General features: G+C 65.5%; 13 protein-coding genes. 9 read left to right on the top strand and 4 right to left on the bottom strand.

The window, feature by feature from the left end; translation table 11 throughout:
- Positions 1-2,758 precede the first annotated feature (2,758 nt).
- Positions 2,759-3,778: a hypothetical protein gene (locus tag G342_RS0114855; protein ID WP_156830950.1), complete on the top strand. Its 1,020-nt coding sequence runs from the start codon at positions 2,759-2,761 to the stop codon at positions 3,776-3,778.
- A 1,732-nt stretch (positions 3,779-5,510) separates the two neighbouring features.
- Positions 5,511-6,251, top strand: coding sequence for a DUF2177 family protein (locus G342_RS26600; protein ID WP_342665167.1), 741 nt, complete (start codon positions 5,511-5,513; stop codon positions 6,249-6,251).
- Here the strand turns inward: G342_RS26600 and G342_RS0114845 are convergent, their stop codons facing one another.
- The 3 genes from G342_RS0114845 to G342_RS0114830 all read right to left on the bottom strand — a co-directional run bounded on the left by G342_RS0114845 (position 6,252) and on the right by G342_RS0114830 (position 8,589).
- A complete protein-coding gene (locus G342_RS0114845) occupies positions 6,252-7,613 on the bottom strand; it encodes an MFS transporter (RefSeq protein ID WP_018183950.1) in 1,362 nt (453 codons plus the stop codon). It lies immediately after the preceding gene.
- The gene (locus G342_RS0114840) at positions 7,613-8,011 is read right to left on the bottom strand and encodes a hypothetical protein (RefSeq protein WP_018183949.1); all 399 of its coding nucleotides are present in this window, start codon (positions 8,009-8,011) and stop codon (positions 7,613-7,615) included. Before G342_RS0114840 ends, G342_RS0114845 begins: the two co-directional genes overlap by 1 nt.
- Positions 8,012-8,085: 74 nt before the next feature.
- Entirely contained in the window at positions 8,086-8,589 is a 504-nt protein-coding gene (locus tag G342_RS0114830; RefSeq protein ID WP_018183948.1) for a DUF3833 family protein, read from the bottom strand.
- A gap of 436 nt (positions 8,590-9,025) precedes the next feature.
- On the opposite strand from G342_RS0114830, the gene G342_RS0114825 reads away from it, so the two are divergent.
- Both G342_RS0114825 and G342_RS0114820 read left to right on the top strand, forming a co-directional pair.
- Entirely contained in the window at positions 9,026-10,330 is a 1,305-nt protein-coding gene (locus G342_RS0114825; RefSeq protein ID WP_018183947.1) for an NAD(P)/FAD-dependent oxidoreductase, read from the top strand.
- A 19-nt stretch (positions 10,331-10,349) separates the two neighbouring features.
- The gene (locus tag G342_RS0114820; protein ID WP_018183946.1) at positions 10,350-10,739 is read left to right on the top strand and encodes a RidA family protein; all 390 of its coding nucleotides are present in this window, start codon (positions 10,350-10,352) and stop codon (positions 10,737-10,739) included.
- Between the two features lie 3 nt (positions 10,740-10,742).
- Here the strand turns inward: G342_RS0114820 and G342_RS0114815 are convergent, their stop codons facing one another.
- Positions 10,743-11,330: a helix-turn-helix domain-containing protein gene (locus G342_RS0114815; protein WP_018183945.1), complete on the bottom strand. Its 588-nt coding sequence runs from the start codon at positions 11,328-11,330 to the stop codon at positions 10,743-10,745.
- Positions 11,331-11,475: 145 nt separating this feature from the next.
- Between G342_RS0114815 and G342_RS24235 the strand changes: the two genes are divergently transcribed.
- From G342_RS24235 to G342_RS0114790, 5 genes are all read left to right on the top strand, one after another.
- Positions 11,476-12,300, top strand: a complete 825-nt coding sequence (locus tag G342_RS24235) for a transporter substrate-binding domain-containing protein (protein ID WP_198010799.1) — start codon at positions 11,476-11,478, stop codon at positions 12,298-12,300.
- Between the two features lie 25 nt (positions 12,301-12,325).
- Positions 12,326-13,063 carry an amino acid ABC transporter permease gene (locus tag G342_RS0114805; protein ID WP_026304464.1) on the top strand — a complete coding sequence of 246 codons (738 nt, stop codon included), beginning with the start codon at positions 12,326-12,328 and terminating at the stop codon, positions 13,061-13,063.
- Between the two features lie 33 nt (positions 13,064-13,096).
- Positions 13,097-13,819: an amino acid ABC transporter ATP-binding protein gene (locus tag G342_RS0114800; protein WP_040879007.1), complete on the top strand. Its 723-nt coding sequence runs from the start codon at positions 13,097-13,099 to the stop codon at positions 13,817-13,819.
- An 80-nt stretch (positions 13,820-13,899) separates the two neighbouring features.
- Positions 13,900-14,907, top strand: coding sequence for an arginase family protein (locus G342_RS0114795; RefSeq protein WP_018183943.1), 1,008 nt, complete (start codon positions 13,900-13,902; stop codon positions 14,905-14,907).
- A 46-nt stretch (positions 14,908-14,953) separates the two neighbouring features.
- Positions 14,954-16,408 (top strand): NAD-dependent succinate-semialdehyde dehydrogenase, encoded by a 1,455-nt coding sequence (locus G342_RS0114790; protein ID WP_018183942.1) that lies wholly within the window; start codon positions 14,954-14,956, stop codon positions 16,406-16,408.
- Positions 16,409-16,487: the final 79 nt, after the last annotated feature.

Here is a 16,487-nt window from a genome sequence, read left to right as displayed (position 1 = left end):
GGCCGGCCCTGGCGCTCGCGGTTTCGGGCCTTGCCCGCTCCTGGGGGGGCGGGCTATTTCTCAGGGCCTTGGCTTTGCGCCTGTCGTTGTTCTCTCTCGCGGTTGTTCGGCGGGGGTGGGGGAGGGTCTGGGGAAATCTTTGTTTTGCGTTGGTGGCGTTTCCTTGCAGGGCGGGTTGGTGGCTGTCGGATCTCCTTTGCTTGGGGGTCGTTGTGGTTGGCGGGGCTCTCCGCTGTTCTTTGGTGGGGCTTTCGTCTGGCGATGGGGGGGCTGGCCTGTCTCAGGGGGGTGTCTTGGGCCCGCCTTGAGCCGGGGTCTCTGTTTCGCCTGTCGCTCTGGCTTGCGGGGCACGTGTTTCTTCCTGCAGTTGTCTGTTCGCTTGCGGTTGCGGTGGGGGTTTGGCCGCCCCAGGGCGGTGTCGCCGTTGGGGTTTGTGTCGCGGCTATCGGTCGCGTCATTTTGGTCCGGCCGGTTTGTTTTGGGTTGCTGCGGTTCTTTCCGGTCGCGGTCGTCGGCTTCTGCTCGGGCGTTGGTGCGCTCGTTTTGGCGTTTGTGCCTCCGGTTTGGGTTTTCGGGGGCTAGGTCGTCTCGGTTCTGGAGTGTTTGTTCGCTGCCTGGGCCGTTCTGTCCGTCGTTGTGTCCGGGGCTGGCTAGGGGGGGGGGGGTTCCGGTTTGGTGTCGGGTTGGTTTCGTGGCGGGTCGTTGCGGGTGTTCGCGGCCAGGGGGTCTTTCAGCCTTCTGCGTGACGTTCTTTTCGTGTTTTTGTTTGCTGCAGCGGGTGTCGTTGACTGCTTTTGTGCGGGGTGGGTGATCTTGCTGTGCGCTCGTGGGCGCTTTTGTTTCGCGGCTGGCGAGCTCGTGGTGGGGTTGTCCCGGGTGTTCGATGCCGCGCGCGTCTTCGTGCGGTGCTGTGTCTGGTTGGGCGTGGGGCTGTTTTTGGTGTTTTGCCTGGCTTGCGGGGATTTTGATGAGGTCGCTTGGTGCGGTCTCTCGTGGCGGTGCGGACGGCCGGGGCGTGCTCTTTCTGTTTGTCGTGCCTGCTGCGGCGTGATCGAGGGTCGGCGGCATGCGGCTGTGTTCGGTGCTGGGCTGTGGCGGGGCTTGTGTCCTGGGTTCGAGGCTTCTTCTGGTTTTCGCGTGCGTGGGCTTCTGTCTGTGCTGGGTCGTGCTTCTTGGGGGCGGCTGGCGCGGGGGTTGGTGTGGGTGAGGGCCGCCTCGGGCCGGGTGCGATGTTTGTTTGGCTGGATTCTGGTTGGGGGCTGTCGTGCTGGGGGTTGGGTTCTGGGCTGGTGATCATTTTCGGCCTGGGGGGCGCCTTTGGGTTTGGCCGTGTGCGCGGGGGTTTGGATTGTGTGGGTCCGTTCTCCTGTGCTGGTGCTTCGGGTCTGTGTCTCTGTGCGGTCTTGTCGGATTGGGGTGCGGATTGTCGGTTGTGCTGGGGCCGGATCTGGCTCTGTTCTGGGTGCTCCTGTGCTGTGGTGCGTTTGGTGGGGGGCTTCGCCTTGTGGGGTGCTCGGGTCCGTCCTGTGATCTGGCTGGGGTTTTCGGGTGGGGGGCATTCTGGGGATCGGCGCCAGCTGCATCGGTTGTTCGGCCGGTGTTCGTCTGGAGCAGGTCTGCGTTTTCGCCTTCCGGGGGTTTCTTTGTCGGGTTGTGGCTCTGCGGGGTGTTGTTGGGGCTGGGTGATTGTTGGTGACGTGTAGGTCGTCGTCTCGTGGCGGGTCTCTCTGTATCGTTGGTTTCGGCGGTCTTAGTGGCATGCTCTTTTGGGGTTTCTGGCGGCGCGGGTTTTTGCGGTTTTGGGATGGTGTGGCTGCGGTCTGGTCCGGGCAGGTCGCTTCGGATCGCGTCGTGGTTGCATCGTGTGGTGGTTGGCCGGTGCGCGTTTTCGCAGCGCTTCGTGGTCGGCGGTGTGCCGGTCTCGCTTGCTGTGTCTTTGCGTTCGGGGCGGGCTGTGTCGTGTGGGTCTGCTGGGTCGTCGGGTGCGGCTGGGTGGATTCGGGTTGGCGGATGGGGGTGGCATGGTTGGGGGGGGGCGCTGGCTGGTTCGCTCGGTCGGCTTGGTTGTCATGTGTCGGGTGGCGGTTCGGTTGGCGGCGCTTTGGGGGGGGTTTGCCCAGGGCGGCGTGCGGGTGGTGTTGGTTTGGGGCGGTTTGTGTTGCGCGTTGGTCTTTGGTTCTGTGATGGTTCTGTGCGGTGGTCTGGCTGGTGTTGGAGCGCGGGCGTGCGGCGGCTTGCTGCTTGTGCTGGGGGCGTTCTTTTGGTCCGCTGGGCCGTGCTTGCCAGTGCCTTTGGGTGGTTCGCTTGGGCGTCCTGTGTGGGTGGCGTCGGCCTTCGCGGGGCGGTTTTCGGTCTGTCATGGGGTTGTGCTTGTGGGGGTCGGGGGCGGCTGGCATGATCGCTTCGGGCTCCGTTTCGTTGCTGCGCTGCGGGGTTGGCTCGGGGGGGTGGTCTGTTTGGCGGTGGTATGCGCGGGCTGTTGGGCGGCAATGCGCGTGGTGGGGTTGCTTTGTGGGTCCTTGTGGCGCCTGGCGTGTGCGGTGGTCTGCTGCCGCGGTGGCATGGGTCTGGGGTTCGCCGGCTGTTTTGCCGATGTTGTAGGTGCTGGGGTGCCGCGGTGCTGCTGGCTTTTTGTGGCATTCGGTGGTTGGTGGTTTGTGGGCTTTTCGGGTGGTGCGCTGGTCTTGTCGGTCGCGGTGGCTGCTGCGGGGTTGATGGTCTGCCGGTTCGGGTGCCCTTGCCTGTGTTGGGGGGCGCCGTGATCGGGTGCCGCCATGGCGGTGTTCCTTCTGGCGGTGGCTTCGTCGTGCGGGGGGTTTGTTTCGGCGCGGTCGGGACGCGGCGCTGCTCTTTGGTGTTTGGTGGGGGTCGAGGCGACTCGTTCTTCGATGCTCTTGTGTCTTTTGGGTTGGCGGCGTTCGCGGCCGATGCGTTCGGTCGTCTCTGTGAGGGGCGGCTTGCGCGGTTTTTCGGCTGGCTTTGGGGCGGGCGGGTTCTTGCTGCTGTCTGTTTTCTTGCCGGCTTTGCGGGGGCGGCGGTTGTCGGGGAGCTGCTGGGGGGCTGTGTGGTCGGCGTTGTGGCTGTCTTCGTTGTCTCTGTTGCCATCGTCGTGGCCGCGGCCGCTGGTGTTTGGCCGGCGCTGGCTGCGGGCTTGTTTGTTGTTCGTGTCGCTCGTGTGGTGGTGTTCGCGCGGGTGGTTTTCTCTGATGCTGTCGGTGGGCTTGGCCTGGTGTTTGTCGCGGCTGGTGTTGCGGGTTCGTATGAGGGTTTGCCGATTTTGGTGCTTCTTCCGGTTGTTGCTGGCTTCGGTGTCGCGGATGGGCTGGTGTCGGTGGGTCTGGTGATGGTGGATTTTTTTTCCGGTCGGGTCGGCGTTGTTTGGTTTGGGCGTCCGTTCTGGGTGCTGCTGTGGCAGTTCGTGGTTGTGGTTTTGTGGGAGGGGGTTTGGCGGTGGTTTTTGGTGGGTGTCTGTTTCGCCGGGCTGGTGGAGCGCTTGGTCGGTGTGGGTGGGTGTTCGGCCCTTGGTGCATCGTTGGGTGTTTCCGGCCGTGTTGTTGATGCCGAGGTGGTCGTGGTCGGTGCCGGTTTGGGGTCGCTGTGTTTGGCGGTGGCCGCGGTGTGCGAACCTGGCGCTGAGGTGCTTGCCCTGCTCGCTGTTGCCGCCGTGAAGGTTGCGCCGGTTGGGCTGGTTGTGGAGATTGAGCCGGGCCTGGTTTGGGAGGCGGGGGAGTCGGGGCAGCAGCGGGTCGTCGCGCCTGTCGGTGGGGGTCATGGATGAGCTCGTTGCCGCCCTGGGCGGTGGCTGGTGTTTTGCGGCTTCGGGTGCGTCGGGGTTCGGTTGGTGATGTTTGCGTCGCTTCGGCCGGTCGCGCTGTCTGGGTTGTATTCGGGTGTGGGGCTCGCGTTCGCCGTGGCGGCTATGGGGGCTGGTCCGCGGTCGTCGCGTTCGCTGGACCTTTGGTGGTTGGCCCGTCGGCCCTTTGTGTCTGGCGCCTGAATGTTGGGGCTCGGGTCCTTGGCGGGCGTTCGCGCTCGACGTTTTTGTTGCCGGTGTGTGTGGTCGGGTGTGGTTGGATCGGGGGGCGGGGTTGGGGTGGTTGCGTTCGTTTTCGGGGGTGGGGGCTGTATGGGCGTGCCTGGGGCCTTTTGGGGTTGGTCGCCGTCCCGTTTTTGAGTGGCGTCTCGGTCGGGTTTTGGTTTGGTATGGTGTGTGTCGTGTGTTCTGGGTCGGCGGGGCTGGTGGGGCAGGGTCTGGTCTTGCGGTGGCGGCCGCGGGGGCTCTGGTTCGTGCTGGTTGGTGTCGCTTGGGTTGCGCTGGTCCGTTCTGCCGTTCCGCGTTTTTCGCTTTCGTTCGGGTTTCTCGGGGGCGGGCGTGGTTTTGGGTCCCTGGGCGGCGTGCGGATTCGTGCCGATGCTCTGGTTGTTTTCTGTCGGCGTCGGGGTTGCCTGGAGCGGCCCCTTCTCTTTGCCGCGTCGTGGTGGGCCAAGCTGTTGGTGGGCGTTGGGCCGCGGTTCGGCGCGGGGCTGCTGTATTGCGGGTGGTGTCGGGTTGCGGTGTTTGGTGCGATTGCGGGCGGGGCTTAGGGGGCTGTGGGCGCGCTGCTGGTCGCGGTTGGGGGTGGTTGCGGTGTTGATGGGTTCTGGCTGTTTTTGCGGTATTTCGCGGGGCGCTTACGGGCTTTTCTGGGTGGTCGGGGCGGTGACGGCCGGTCTGGCGGGGCGTTGATGCGGGGGTGGCTGGTCTCGGTCTGGTCCGCGGGGTGGCGCTTCGGTGGGGGCGGGGGCGGCGCTTGGCGTTGGGTCTTCGCGTTCGCGCGTGTTGTGGGTCTCGGCTCTTTCCGGGGGTGCCCGCGCTCTGGCTTTGGTCGTCGCGCTTGTGCGTTGGTGCCGGTCTGTGTCGGGTTTGCGGACGGGGTTTTTGGGGCGCGTGGTGTGTCTGTCCGGGTGGGTCCGGCGGTGGCGCCCTTTCCGGGCGCGGGTGTGGCTCTGGTGATGGTGGCCTTGTTGGGGGCTGATTGTCGCGGCGCTCTCGTAGGGCGTTTGCGCTTGCGTCTCGGTGCGGTGCCGTCGCGCGTGCGCGTTGCCTTCGGTGGGCTGGGGGCTGGTCTCTCTCGGCGGGGAGAGCGTTCGTTTCGGTGGGGGCTGCTTTGTGCGTGGTTGTGCTGTTGAGGTCTTCTTCCGGCGGGCTTGGCGCGGGCTGTCGGCTTTCTGTGTCGTCTTCTCTGGCGCTCTGCCCCGGCTGCTGGAACCGCGTTTCGTTTTGGGGCGGCCTTGGTTGCGGGGTTTTGGCCGCATGCGCTGCTTCCGCGCCTTGGGGGGGTGTCTCCTTGTCGGGGTTGGTTCGTTGTCTCTGCTGCTCGCGTTGGTGGCGGGTGGCGGGATCGCGTGTGGCGGCTTCGTCGCGGGGCGGGGGCGGGTTGGCGGCTTCGGTTCGGTCCTCTCTTTGCGGGTCCGTCGGGAGGTTGTGCTGGCTGTCGCTCTGGGGGGGCTCCTCGCATTTCTTTCTCGCTATGGCGGTTCCGTCGCGCTCTTTTCGGCTGTTCCGTTTTCTGGGCGGGCTTTCGGTGGCCGGGTGGGGGCCTGGGGGGCGGTCTTTGACGCTCGTGCTTTCCGTCTGGTTGGTTGCTGTCCCTGCTTTGTTGTCGCGCGTGTCTGTCGGGGGTGCGGGTGTATGTCTGACGCGCCGGGTGGTTGCGGCGCTGGGCTGGTTTTGCATTTGCCTCGGCTTTTGCTGGTCGGCGCTGCGCTTCTGCCGGTGGCTGGTGCGGTGCTTGCCTCGTTTTCTCGGGCTCTGGTGGCGCGGGTGGCTCTGTTCTCTGGGGGGCTCGATGCTGTTTCAGGCTTGTGGCTTGGGGTCCCTGGCTGGTGCCTTCTTCTTGTTCGGGGTGGGTTTTGTCTGTCTCTCTGGGGTTACGTCGCGGTTTTCTCGGCTCCGGGTGTGCGCATTGCTGGTCGCTTCGGCGAGTTTGGTTTCGGCCTGTTGGTTGTGTCTGGTTTCTGTTGCGGGGGTGGTGTCTCTCGCTTTGTTTTCTGGCGTGCGGGGGGGTAGCTTTGTTCGGGGGGTTGTCGTCGGTGCTGTCCTGGGGCTTGTCGCCTATGGCACCTATGACATGACCAATCTGGCGACGCTGAAGAACTGGTCGCTGTCGCTCAGCGTCGTCGACATGGCCTGGGGCACCTTCCTGACCAGCCTCGCCGCCACCAGCGGCTATTTCATCACGACATGGATCGCGGCCAGAAGCGGCGGCTGATCAGGCGGTGTCCGGCCTCCGGGCGGCGGCATCGATGCGGGTGCGCAGCGCGACCTGCGCGTCTTGCCCGAGCGGGAAATTCCACATGATGGCGATCGCCGCCAGCTTCGGCAGGATCGGCAGCCACGCATAGAGCATCGCCAGGGTATCGAGCGCAGATTCGGGCACGGCGGCATCGCTTCCCGGCACGAAACCAGACCATGCAAGGACTGGAAAAACCAGGCCGACGGCGAGCGCCAACGACAGCTTGGTGGCCAGCCCCCAGGCGGCGAAATAGACGCCCGTGCGTTGTTCGCCGGAGAGCGCCGTGTCGCAATCAATGACATCGGCCTGGATCGCCGGCGGAAGCGCGAGATCGAAGCCGAGCAGCACGCCGGTCAATGCGCAGATGACGGCAAAGGCGGCGATATCGCCAGCGCCGAGGAAGCCGGAAAAGAAGAACACGATGCAGGCAAGGATCATCGCGCCGCACCAGCTGCGATGCTTGCCGGCCCTGGCGGAGACCCAGACGGCGATCGGGACACCCAGGATGCCGCAGAGAAAATAGAGGAACAGCAGCGGCCCGCGCAGCGCTTCCGCCCCCAGCCGCTCGGATACGAAATAGAGGAACAGCGTCGCGGGAATCGCATTGGCGAAACCGTTCAGGAGAAAGGCGGCGACCAGACGGACAAAGGACCGATTGCGAACGAGATGGCGCAGGCTGTCGAGAAGCGACAGCCGCGACGTCGAGCGATTGGCCGGTTCCGGCACGGCGCAAACTGCCACAAGGCCGAAGACCGGAACAGCGACGAGAATGAACGCCGCGACGGCCGCCAGTCCGTGAAAGCCGTCGATCCGGTCCATGCCGACGGCAAATGGCAGGACGATCGCGATCAGCGTGCCGACCAGCGTCGCACCTTCGCGACAGGCCGAGACAATCGCCCTACCGCGATACTCGGTCGAAAGCTCGGCGCCCCAGGCGGTATAGGGCAGCAGCGTCGCCGTATAGCCGATCGAGAGCAGGATGCCCCAGAAGGCGAGATAGCCGATACCGGCGTTGCCGGTCGGCCAGAACACCATGAAGGCCGACAAGGTCGTCAAGGGCAGCGACAGCAGGAAGACCGTCCGCCTTCGCCCTGATTTCGGCGCCACCTGGTCCGACAGCCAGCCGATCACGGGATCGCTGGCGGCGTCGATCAGGCGGATGAAAAGTAGCACCGTGCCGATCGCCGCGAGCGAGATTCCGAGATGGTCGGCATAGAAGGTCGGCACGATCACATAGAGCGGCAGGGCGATGGCGGCCAGCGGCACCGCCGGCAAGGCATAGGCGACAAGCGCGGTCCGTCCCGGCAGTCCCGGGTCCGATCCTCCGTCGTGGGCCACTACGGCCCGACCCGGGCTGTGCCGGAAGCGCCGTCGTCGCGCAGCCAGGTGATCTTGCCGCCACCCAGCGACGTGATCTTGAAGCAGAACTGGCGGCCATCATACCAGGTCGGCCATTTCTGGCAGAGCGAATTTCCGGCGACCCACCACCGTCCCTTTTCGCTCGGCGCCAGCATGCGCGCCGCCGAGAAGCCGGAGACATCGCCGAGGACCACGCCATCCTTGCGATATTCAAGCGGCAGGGCGATGCCGAACGGCGTGCTCAGGCGGACTTTCTCGCCGCCGATCAGAGCCTTGATTTCGGGCCCGCTGAGTTCCGCCGCGGTTGCCGGCGCTGCCGCCGTGCATCCGGCGGCGATGACGGCAAGCCACAGAGGCTTCCTGAGGGGAACCGGCATGATGAAATCCTCTCCCACTTTCGTTGGCGATGGCTGGCGCGTCGACGCCGCCACCCAGGCCGGGCGGCGGCGCGTCAGCGGCTGAATTCGACTCGGGTCTTGGCGACGGGCAGTCCAAACTTGGTGATCGTGGCGTTGTTGATCAGCCGGCCGTTGTCCTGCAGCGTCATCGTGTCGTGGAAGCGAACGCGATTGCGTTTCCGGGCGGCATCCAGATCGACCAGATAGGTGAAGCGCGCCGTATTGCCGGTGATGGTCACCAAGGTGTCGCCGACGACATCCTCGCGCGTGCCGCGATACTGGTTTGGCGCGATCTTGCGAAAGCGCCACGTCTTGCGGTCGCGCTCGCCGTCGGAATAGACGAAGTCCTCGACCAGTGTCAGGGTCTGGCCGTTCCACGTGCCTCGGAGATCAACGGTGAAGTCGCGCTTCACGCCGTTGATCGCGCTGAAGCTGCCAACAGCGGAGGTCTTGCCGGAGAAATAGCCTTCCAGGGAGAAAGCTCCGGCCGACGCGGGTACGAAGCCCGACAGGGTCAGTATCACGAAAACCACCAGTCTCAGCTTGCTGCTGTACATCGCCTCACTCCGGTCAGACGTTGTGATCGAAACTTGTACGGAGCCATGTGGTGGTTGGATCAGTCGATCTGGGCTGGCACGCTGCAGCTGGACAGAGATCGACCCGCCGTAACGAATCTCCGGTGTGCTTCCAGGAGGGCTGCCCAAGCCAGGTTGGAAGGTGGTCCATACTCGTGCGAACGTCGCTCTCGGGACACAGCCAACCAAGCCGAACCGATCCTGCCGCCGTCCCACCGGCATGCTTCACCCGTTCCGGACAGCGCCGGCTCGGCCGTGGCGAGTTTGTCTGCGATGGGATGGAAGCGCTCGCCCCCCGCCGGGCCCGGCGCCTCGATGTCAGCCATTCGGGCCGACAGGCATCGAGCACTCTTGTTCTCTCCGATAATTCGCTGTAAGCGAACTTTGTTCGTGTATGCGGGATTTTTTGGAGGGTACTTTGTCGCTCGATGGCACCGCCAGCTCAGCCATATCTCAAAGTCCCTATTGGTGGCACGCCCGCGATAGGGGGCAGGATCAGCCGCTGCCTGCCGGCGCCGTCGACGTCGCCGTCATCGGCTCGGGCTATACCGGCCTTTGCGCCGCCTTGCGGCTGGCCCGGGCGGGCACCAGGGTCCTGGTCGTCGAAGCCGGCGAGCTCGGCGAAGGCGGCAGCACGCGCAATGGCGGCATGGTCTCCGGCACCCTCAAGGTCTCGCACCCGCAGCTGGTCAAGACCTACGGCAAGGAGCGGGCGGACCGGATCTTCTTCGAGGCGCAGAATTCGGTCCTCTTCCTCGAGAAGCTGATCTCCGAGAATGAGATCGACTGCGGCTACCGGCGCTACGGCATGTATTTCGCCGCCTATGCACCGAAGCACTATGACGATCTGGCGCGGGAGGCCGAGCAGTTGGACGCGCTCGGCGTTGAGACGCGGATGGTGGCAAAGGCCGACCAGCTTCAGGAACTGAATTCCGGCCTCTACCACGGCGGCCGGGTCACCACCTTTGCCGGCGGCCTGCATCCCGCGCGCTATCACGCCGGGCTGGTACGGGCCTGTCGTGAGGCCGGCGTCCGCTTCGTCACGCGCTGCCGCGTCGAGGCGATGACGAAGGAGGCCGGTCAGTTCGTGCTGACGACGGCCAAGGGAACGGTACGCGCCGGCCGCGTCGTCGTCGCCACCAATGCCTATACGGATGGCGGCCTGTCGTGGTTCAAGCGCCGCGTCATCCCGATCGGCAGCTACATCATCGCCACGGAAGAGCTCGATCCCGGCCGCCTCCAGGCTCTGATCCCCGGCGAGCGCATGATCCAGGACACCAAGCGCAACCTCTACTATTACCGGCTGTCGCCGGATGGCCGCCGCATGATCTTCGGTGGGCGCACCAGCTTCCGGCCGATCAGCGTTCTCGAAAGCGCGCGCCGGCTGCGCCTGTCCATGGCCGAGGTGTTCCCGAGCCTCGCGGGCGTGGGCGTCACCCATAGCTGGACCGGCAACGTCGCTTTCACCTTCGATTCGCTGCCGCATCTCGGTTCGCATGAGGGCGTCCACTACGCGCTCGGCTGCTGCGGCCAGGGCGTCGCGCTGATGAGCCATTTCGGCAACTGCCTCGCCGGCGACATCCTCGGCGCCGGCGAGGAAAGCGCCTTCGCCTTCAATCCGATCAAGACCGTGCCCGGCTACACCGGCAATCCGTGGTTCATTCCCGTCATCGGCGAATATTACCGCTTCCTGGATTGGCTTGATCGTCCTTCCCGCTCCTGATCCCACCGAAAGGCTCATCATGATCCGCTTTGCCAATCCGCCCGCCGCTCCGCAGCCGCCGAGCCGCTATTCGCAGGTCGCGGTCGCGCCGGCCAATGCCGAATTCGTCTTCCTGTCCGGCCAGGTCGGCCTGAACGAGGATGGCAGCATCGCCGAGGGCGCCGAGCGCCAGGCCGAGCTGACCTGGAAGCACATCGAGACGCTGCTGGCTTCCGAGGGACTGACGCTGGCCGACGTCGTCAAGGTGACGGGCTATCTGACCAGCTATGACGATGTCGGCGCCTACAAGACCGTGCGCGACCGGCTGATGCCCGAGCCGCCGCCGGCTTCCACCGTCGTCATCGTCTCGGGCTTCGTCGCCAAGGGCCTTCTCGTCGAAATCGACGTCGTCGCCGTCAAGCGCGCCTGACGGTCAGGACGGTCGCGGCGTCATCACGAAGATCGCGACCGTCCGCTCGGTGGAGGAGGGGTTCAGGAAGGTGTGCAGCAGGCGGGGGTCGAAGGTCATCGAATCCCCGGCATTGAGCTCGAAGCTCTCGTCCTCCATGCGAACGATCAGCGTGCCCGATACGACATGGATGAACTCCTCGTCGGCGCGCAGCGAATAAAGCTTCTCGCCGCCGGTGCCGAGCGGCTCTATCTCGGTCCAGAGCGCCTGCAGGCGCGTGCTGTTGCTGGCGGTCAGCAGAGAATCCGAGACGCCGGTGCCGCCGAATGAGACCTTCGGCCGCTCGTCGGCCCGCACGACGGTCGAGATCGTCGAATTGAACAGATCGCCGATCGACAGCCCCAGCGCGTCGCACAGGCGCACAAGCGAGGCGACGGAGGGTGAGGTCTTGTCGTTTTCGATGTCGCTCAGAAAACTCTTCGTCAGTTCGACCGTCTTGGCCACGCTTTCCAGAGTGAGGTTGAGCTGCCGGCGGCGCTCCTTGATCAGGCCGCCGAATTTCGGCGCCGGCTTCTGGGGCTTGCTCGCGGCGGGCGAAGTGTCCGTCTTCATCGGTAATCCTTGAACTCAGGGTGCATCACCCTCATACCGCATGTTCGCTAAAAACGAAATTAGTTGACTTATAGAGAAATCCGGGTAGGACAGTATAGATAAGGGGTAGGAGGAAATCTGCCCCGTTTCCAAGAGGGGAATTGTCGTGTCGAAGTCATTCAAGACCGGAATTTTGTGCGCCCTTGCGTTCGCCGCAGCAACGGTACCGTCCATTGCCGCCGATGCGCAGCCGTCTTTTGTTGGGGACAAGGTATTCACCGTCTGCACCGACGCGACCTTCCCGCCGATGGAGTTCTTCGAGAGCGCCGGCAATGCGGAACCGGTCGGCTTCGACATCGACCTCGCCAAGGCGCTGGCCACCCATTGGGGCGTTGAATCCCGTATCGTCGTCTCCGAGTTCACCGGCCTGCTTCCCGGTCTCGACGCTGGCCGCTGCGACGCCGTGATCAGCGGCATTCCGCTGACGCCCGAGCGCGTCGCCTCCTATCCGGGCATCCCGTATTTCTCCACCGCCGTCGTCGTCTTCGCGGCCGAGAAGTCGGATCTCGCCATCGCCGATGCGGCCGAGCTGTCCGGCAAGACCGTCGCCGTCCAGGCCGGCACCAGCTATCTCGCCCGCCTCGAAAAGATCAACGAGGCGCTCGCCAAGGACGGCCGTCCCGCCATCCAGATCCAGACCTACCCGAAGCAGACCGACGTCATCCAGCAGGTGCTGGTCGGCCGTGCCGACGCGGCCGTGTCGCAGGATACGGAACTGGCCTACCGCAACCTGCAGAAGCCCGGCCAGTTCAAGACCATCTACGCCTTCCCCGACACCAGCGATTTCGCCGTGTTCGTCAAGCGCATCGACGGTGACGAAGCCGCCGTCAGCGCGGCCGTCGCCGCCCTCGTCAAGGAAGGCACGCTCGCCGAAGTCGCCAAGAAGTGGGGCACCTCGGTCGACAGCCTCGTTCCCGGCGTGAGCCAATAATCGCGGGCGGGGATGGAGATACGACATGGCCTTTGATAGCTCGGTCTTCTTCGGGGCGCTGTTCTCGACCGCGTTCCTGAACGGAGCCCTGGTCACGGTCTTTCTGGCGCTGCTGTCGCATGGCGTCGGCATCCTGATTTCCATCCCCGCCGCCCTTTACATCAGCGGGCCACCCAGTCTGCTGCGCTGGCTCGTCAAGGGCGTCCTGGGCGTCCTGCGCGGCGCGCCGACGCTGCTGCAGCTGCTGTTCGTCTGGAACGCGCTGCCGCAGTTCTTCCCGGTCTTCCGCGAGCCTTGGTTCTCGCCCTTCCTGGCGGCCTGGATCGCGCTCAGCCTGAACGAGGCCGCCTACCAGACCGAAATCAACCGAGCGGCACTCGGCGCCATTGATCCCGGCCAGAAGGCGGCGGGTGTCGCGCTCGGCCTGACGCGGTTCCAGATCCTGCGCAAGATCCTGCTGCCGCAGGCGGTGCGCGTGGCGCTGCCCTCGACCGCCAACGAGTTCATAACGCTTCTGAAGATTACGTCGCTCGCTTCGGTCATCTCGCTCTCCGAGCTGATGAGTGTCACCTCGCGCGCCGTGGCGACCACCTTCCAGTTCACCGAGTACTACGCCGCCGCCTTGGTCTATTACCTGGTCATGGTCTACGTGCTGGTCTTCCTGCAGTCGCGGCTCGAGCGCCGCCTGGTCTGGAACACCTCCGCCGCTGCGGCCGCGCCTGGCATGCTGCAGAAGGCGATGGCCTTCTACCGCCGCTCCTGACCCTCATTTCGATTGGTGATCTCCGTGTCCGAAATGATCCGCGTCGACAATATCTCCAAGCGCTACGGCGACTTTCTCGTGCTGGACAAGGTCAGCCTGTCCATCGCCAAGGGTGCCAAGGTCGTCATCTGCGGGCCGTCTGGCTCCGGCAAGTCGACCCTGATCCGCTGCATGAACTACCTCGCTCCGCATGACACCGGCGTCGTTTCAATCGACGGCGTCGAGCCGAAGAACCGCCGCAGCTGCGAGGCGGTGCGGCGCGAGGTCGGCATGGTGTTCCAGAACTTCAACCTGTTCCCGCACCTGACCATCCTCGAGAACTGCATCCTCGCGCCGATGATGGCGCGCAAGCTCACCCGCGCCCAGGCGACCGAGCGGGCGTACCAGTATCTGAAGCGCGTCCACATCAGCGAGCAGGCGGACAAATATCCGACCCAGCTCTCGGGTGGCCAGCAGCAGCGCGTCGCCATTGCTCGCGCGCTCTGCATGGAGCCCAAGGTCATGCTGTTCGACGAACCAACCTCGGCTCTCGATCCGGAAATGGTCGGCGAAGTGCTCGACGTGATGGTGGAGCTCGCCGGCGACGGCATGACCATGGTCTGCGTGACGCACGAAATGGCTTTCGCCCGCAAGGTCGCCGACCAGATCGTCTTCATGGACAAGGGCCAGATCGTCGAGGTCGCGCCGCCCGAGCAGTTCTTCACCGCGGCAACGTCGCCCCGGGCCAAGACCTTCCTGTCGCAACTCCAGCACTAACCGCCCCTGAATTTGGGACCGGGCCGCCCGGCGCCTGCTCGCGCCACGGCTTCGCTCGCCCCGAGCAAATGGAAACCGCTATGACCGAATTCGACTTCGACGCCGCGCGCAAGGACATGGGCCGCTGGTACTGGTGGGGCATCCCGACCTTCTTCCGCTGCGAGTGGAACGAGGATCCGGCCGCCAGCGACATCGCGCTGCTCGGCGTTCCGCACAGCTCCGGCAATGGCTCGACCGAGCGTGACCAGCATCTCGGCCCGCGCGCCGTCCGCAATGTCTCGGCCCAGTACCGCCGCAGCCATGGCCGCTTCGGCATCACGCCCTGGGATCTCGCCCGCATCAACGACGCCGGCGACGTGCCGCTGCCCGAGGCGATGGTCAACGACGTCTGCGTCCAGCATATCGAAGCCTATGCCCGCCGCTTCAACGATGTCGGCACGCGCCTCGTCTCGATGGGCGGCGACCATGGCATCACCGGCCCGCTCCTGAAGTCGGTCGCCGGCCCGCATTCGAAGCTGACCAACGGCCAGAAGGTGGCCCTGGTGCATTTCGACGCCCATACCGACAGCTACCGCCACATGCCGCATTGGCTTGGCAGCCGCCGCTCCTCGGCGCATTGGGCGAGCTACACGGTCGAGGAAGGCCATGTCGACGCCCACGCCTCCACCCAGATCGGCATTCGTCCGAATGTCGGCACGCCCGGCTCGAAGAACACCAGCGAAGAGCTCGGCTACCGCATCATCGGCATGGACGAGATCGAGGAGATCGGCGTCCAGGGCGTGGTGAAGACCACGCGCGAGCGCATCGGCGACCTGCCGGTCTACGTCACCTTTGACCTCGATTCGCTCGATCCGGCCGACGCCCCCGGCGTCTCCAACCTCGAGCCGGGCTATCCCGGCATCCGCATCGGCGACGCCATGCGCATGCTGCAGGGCCTGCGCGGGCTGAACGTCGTCGGCGCCGACGTCGTCTGCATCATGCCGACCAAGGACAACCCGAACAACATCACCGCCATGAACGCGATGGTGGTGATGTTCGAGCTCCTGTCGCTGATGGCCGACTACAAGAAGAACCACGCGCCCGCGTAGTTCCAGCCTCCCCACGCCGATCTCTTTCCTGCCACGAGGACGCCCGATGAGTCTGCCCCTGAACGATCCCTCGCTCCTGCGGACCCAGTGCTACGTCGATGGCGCCTTCGTCGGCGAGGGCGAGACGCCCGTCACCAACCCGGCGACGGGCGCCGAGCTGGCGCGGGTGCCGGCCTTCGGCGCCCCGGAGGCGACCGAGGCGGTCGAGGCGGCGAGCCGCGCCTTCGGGCCGTGGGCGGCGCGTGTCGCCAAGGATCGTGCCAACATCCTGCGCCGCTGGTTCGACCTGATCGTCGAAAACCGCGACGACCTGGCGTTGATCCTGACTTCGGAGCAGGGCAAGCCGCTCGCCGAGGCCACGGGCGAGATCGACTACGCCGCGGCCTATGTCGAATTCTATGCCGAAGAGGCGAAGCGGATCGCCGGCGAGACGCTGCCGAGCCACCGCGCCGATGGCCGCATCCTGGTGCTGCGCCAGCCGACCGGCGTCGTCGCGGCGATCACGCCCTGGAACTTCCCGGCCGCGATGATCACCCGCAAGGTCGGCCCGGCGATCGCCGCCGGCTGCACGGTCGTGCTGAAGCCGGCCGGCGAGACGCCGCTGACGGCGCTGGCGCTGGCGGAACTGGCCCATCGCGCCGGCGTGCCCGCCGGCGTGCTCAACGTCGTCACGGGACCGGCTCGTCCGATCGGCGAGGTGCTGACCTCGCATCCCGCCATCCGCATCGTCGGCTTCACGGGCTCGACCGAAGTCGGCAAGCAACTGATGCGGCAGTCGGCCGGTACCGTGAAGAAGGTGGCGCTGGAGCTCGGCGGCAACGCGCCGTTCATCGTCTTCGACGACGCCGATCTCGACGCCGCCGTCGAGGGCGCGATGCTCTCGAAGTTCCGCAATGCCGGCCAGACCTGCGTCTGCACCAACCGCATCTATGTCCAGCGGGGCGTCGAGGCGGCGTTCACCGAGAAGCTGGCCGTCGCGGTCGCCGCTCTCCAGGTCGGCAATGGCGCGACCGGAAACGTCCAGCTTGGTCCGCTGATCAACGAGAAGGCGGTTCAGAAGATCGAGGAGCACATCGCTGATGCGGTCTCGAAGGGCGCGCGGGCGCTGGTCGGCGGCAAGCGGCATGCGCTCGGCGGCACCTTCTTCGAGCCGACCCTGATCGCCGGCGTCGACGAGACCATGCAGGTCGCGGGTGAGGAGACCTTCGGCCCTCTCGCGCCGGTCTTCGTCTTCGACGACGAGGCCGAAGTCATCGCCAGGGCGAACGACACCGAGTTCGGGCTCGCCGCCTATCTCTATACCCGCGATATCGGCCGGATTTTCCGGGTGGGCGAGGCGCTGGAATACGGCATGGTCGGCATCAATTCCGGCCTGATCTCGACCGAGCTGGCGCCGTTCGGCGGTGTCAAGGAATCCGGCAATTCCCGTGAGGGCTCGCACCACGGCATCGAGGAATTCGTCGAGAAGAAGTATCTCTTCGTCGGCGGCCTGCATAAGTAACCGCCAGCCGGGCTGCAGGGATGGAGCGAGCCCGAACTCGCTGCCCTCGGCCCGACGCCGTTTGAACTCGCCGGCGCAT

Origin of the sequence: Kaistia granuli DSM 23481, from assembly GCF_000380505.1 — a bacterium.
Classification (GTDB): Bacteria; Pseudomonadota; Alphaproteobacteria; order Rhizobiales; family Kaistiaceae; genus Kaistia; species Kaistia granuli.
This window is presented reverse-complemented; position numbering and strand designations above follow the sequence as displayed.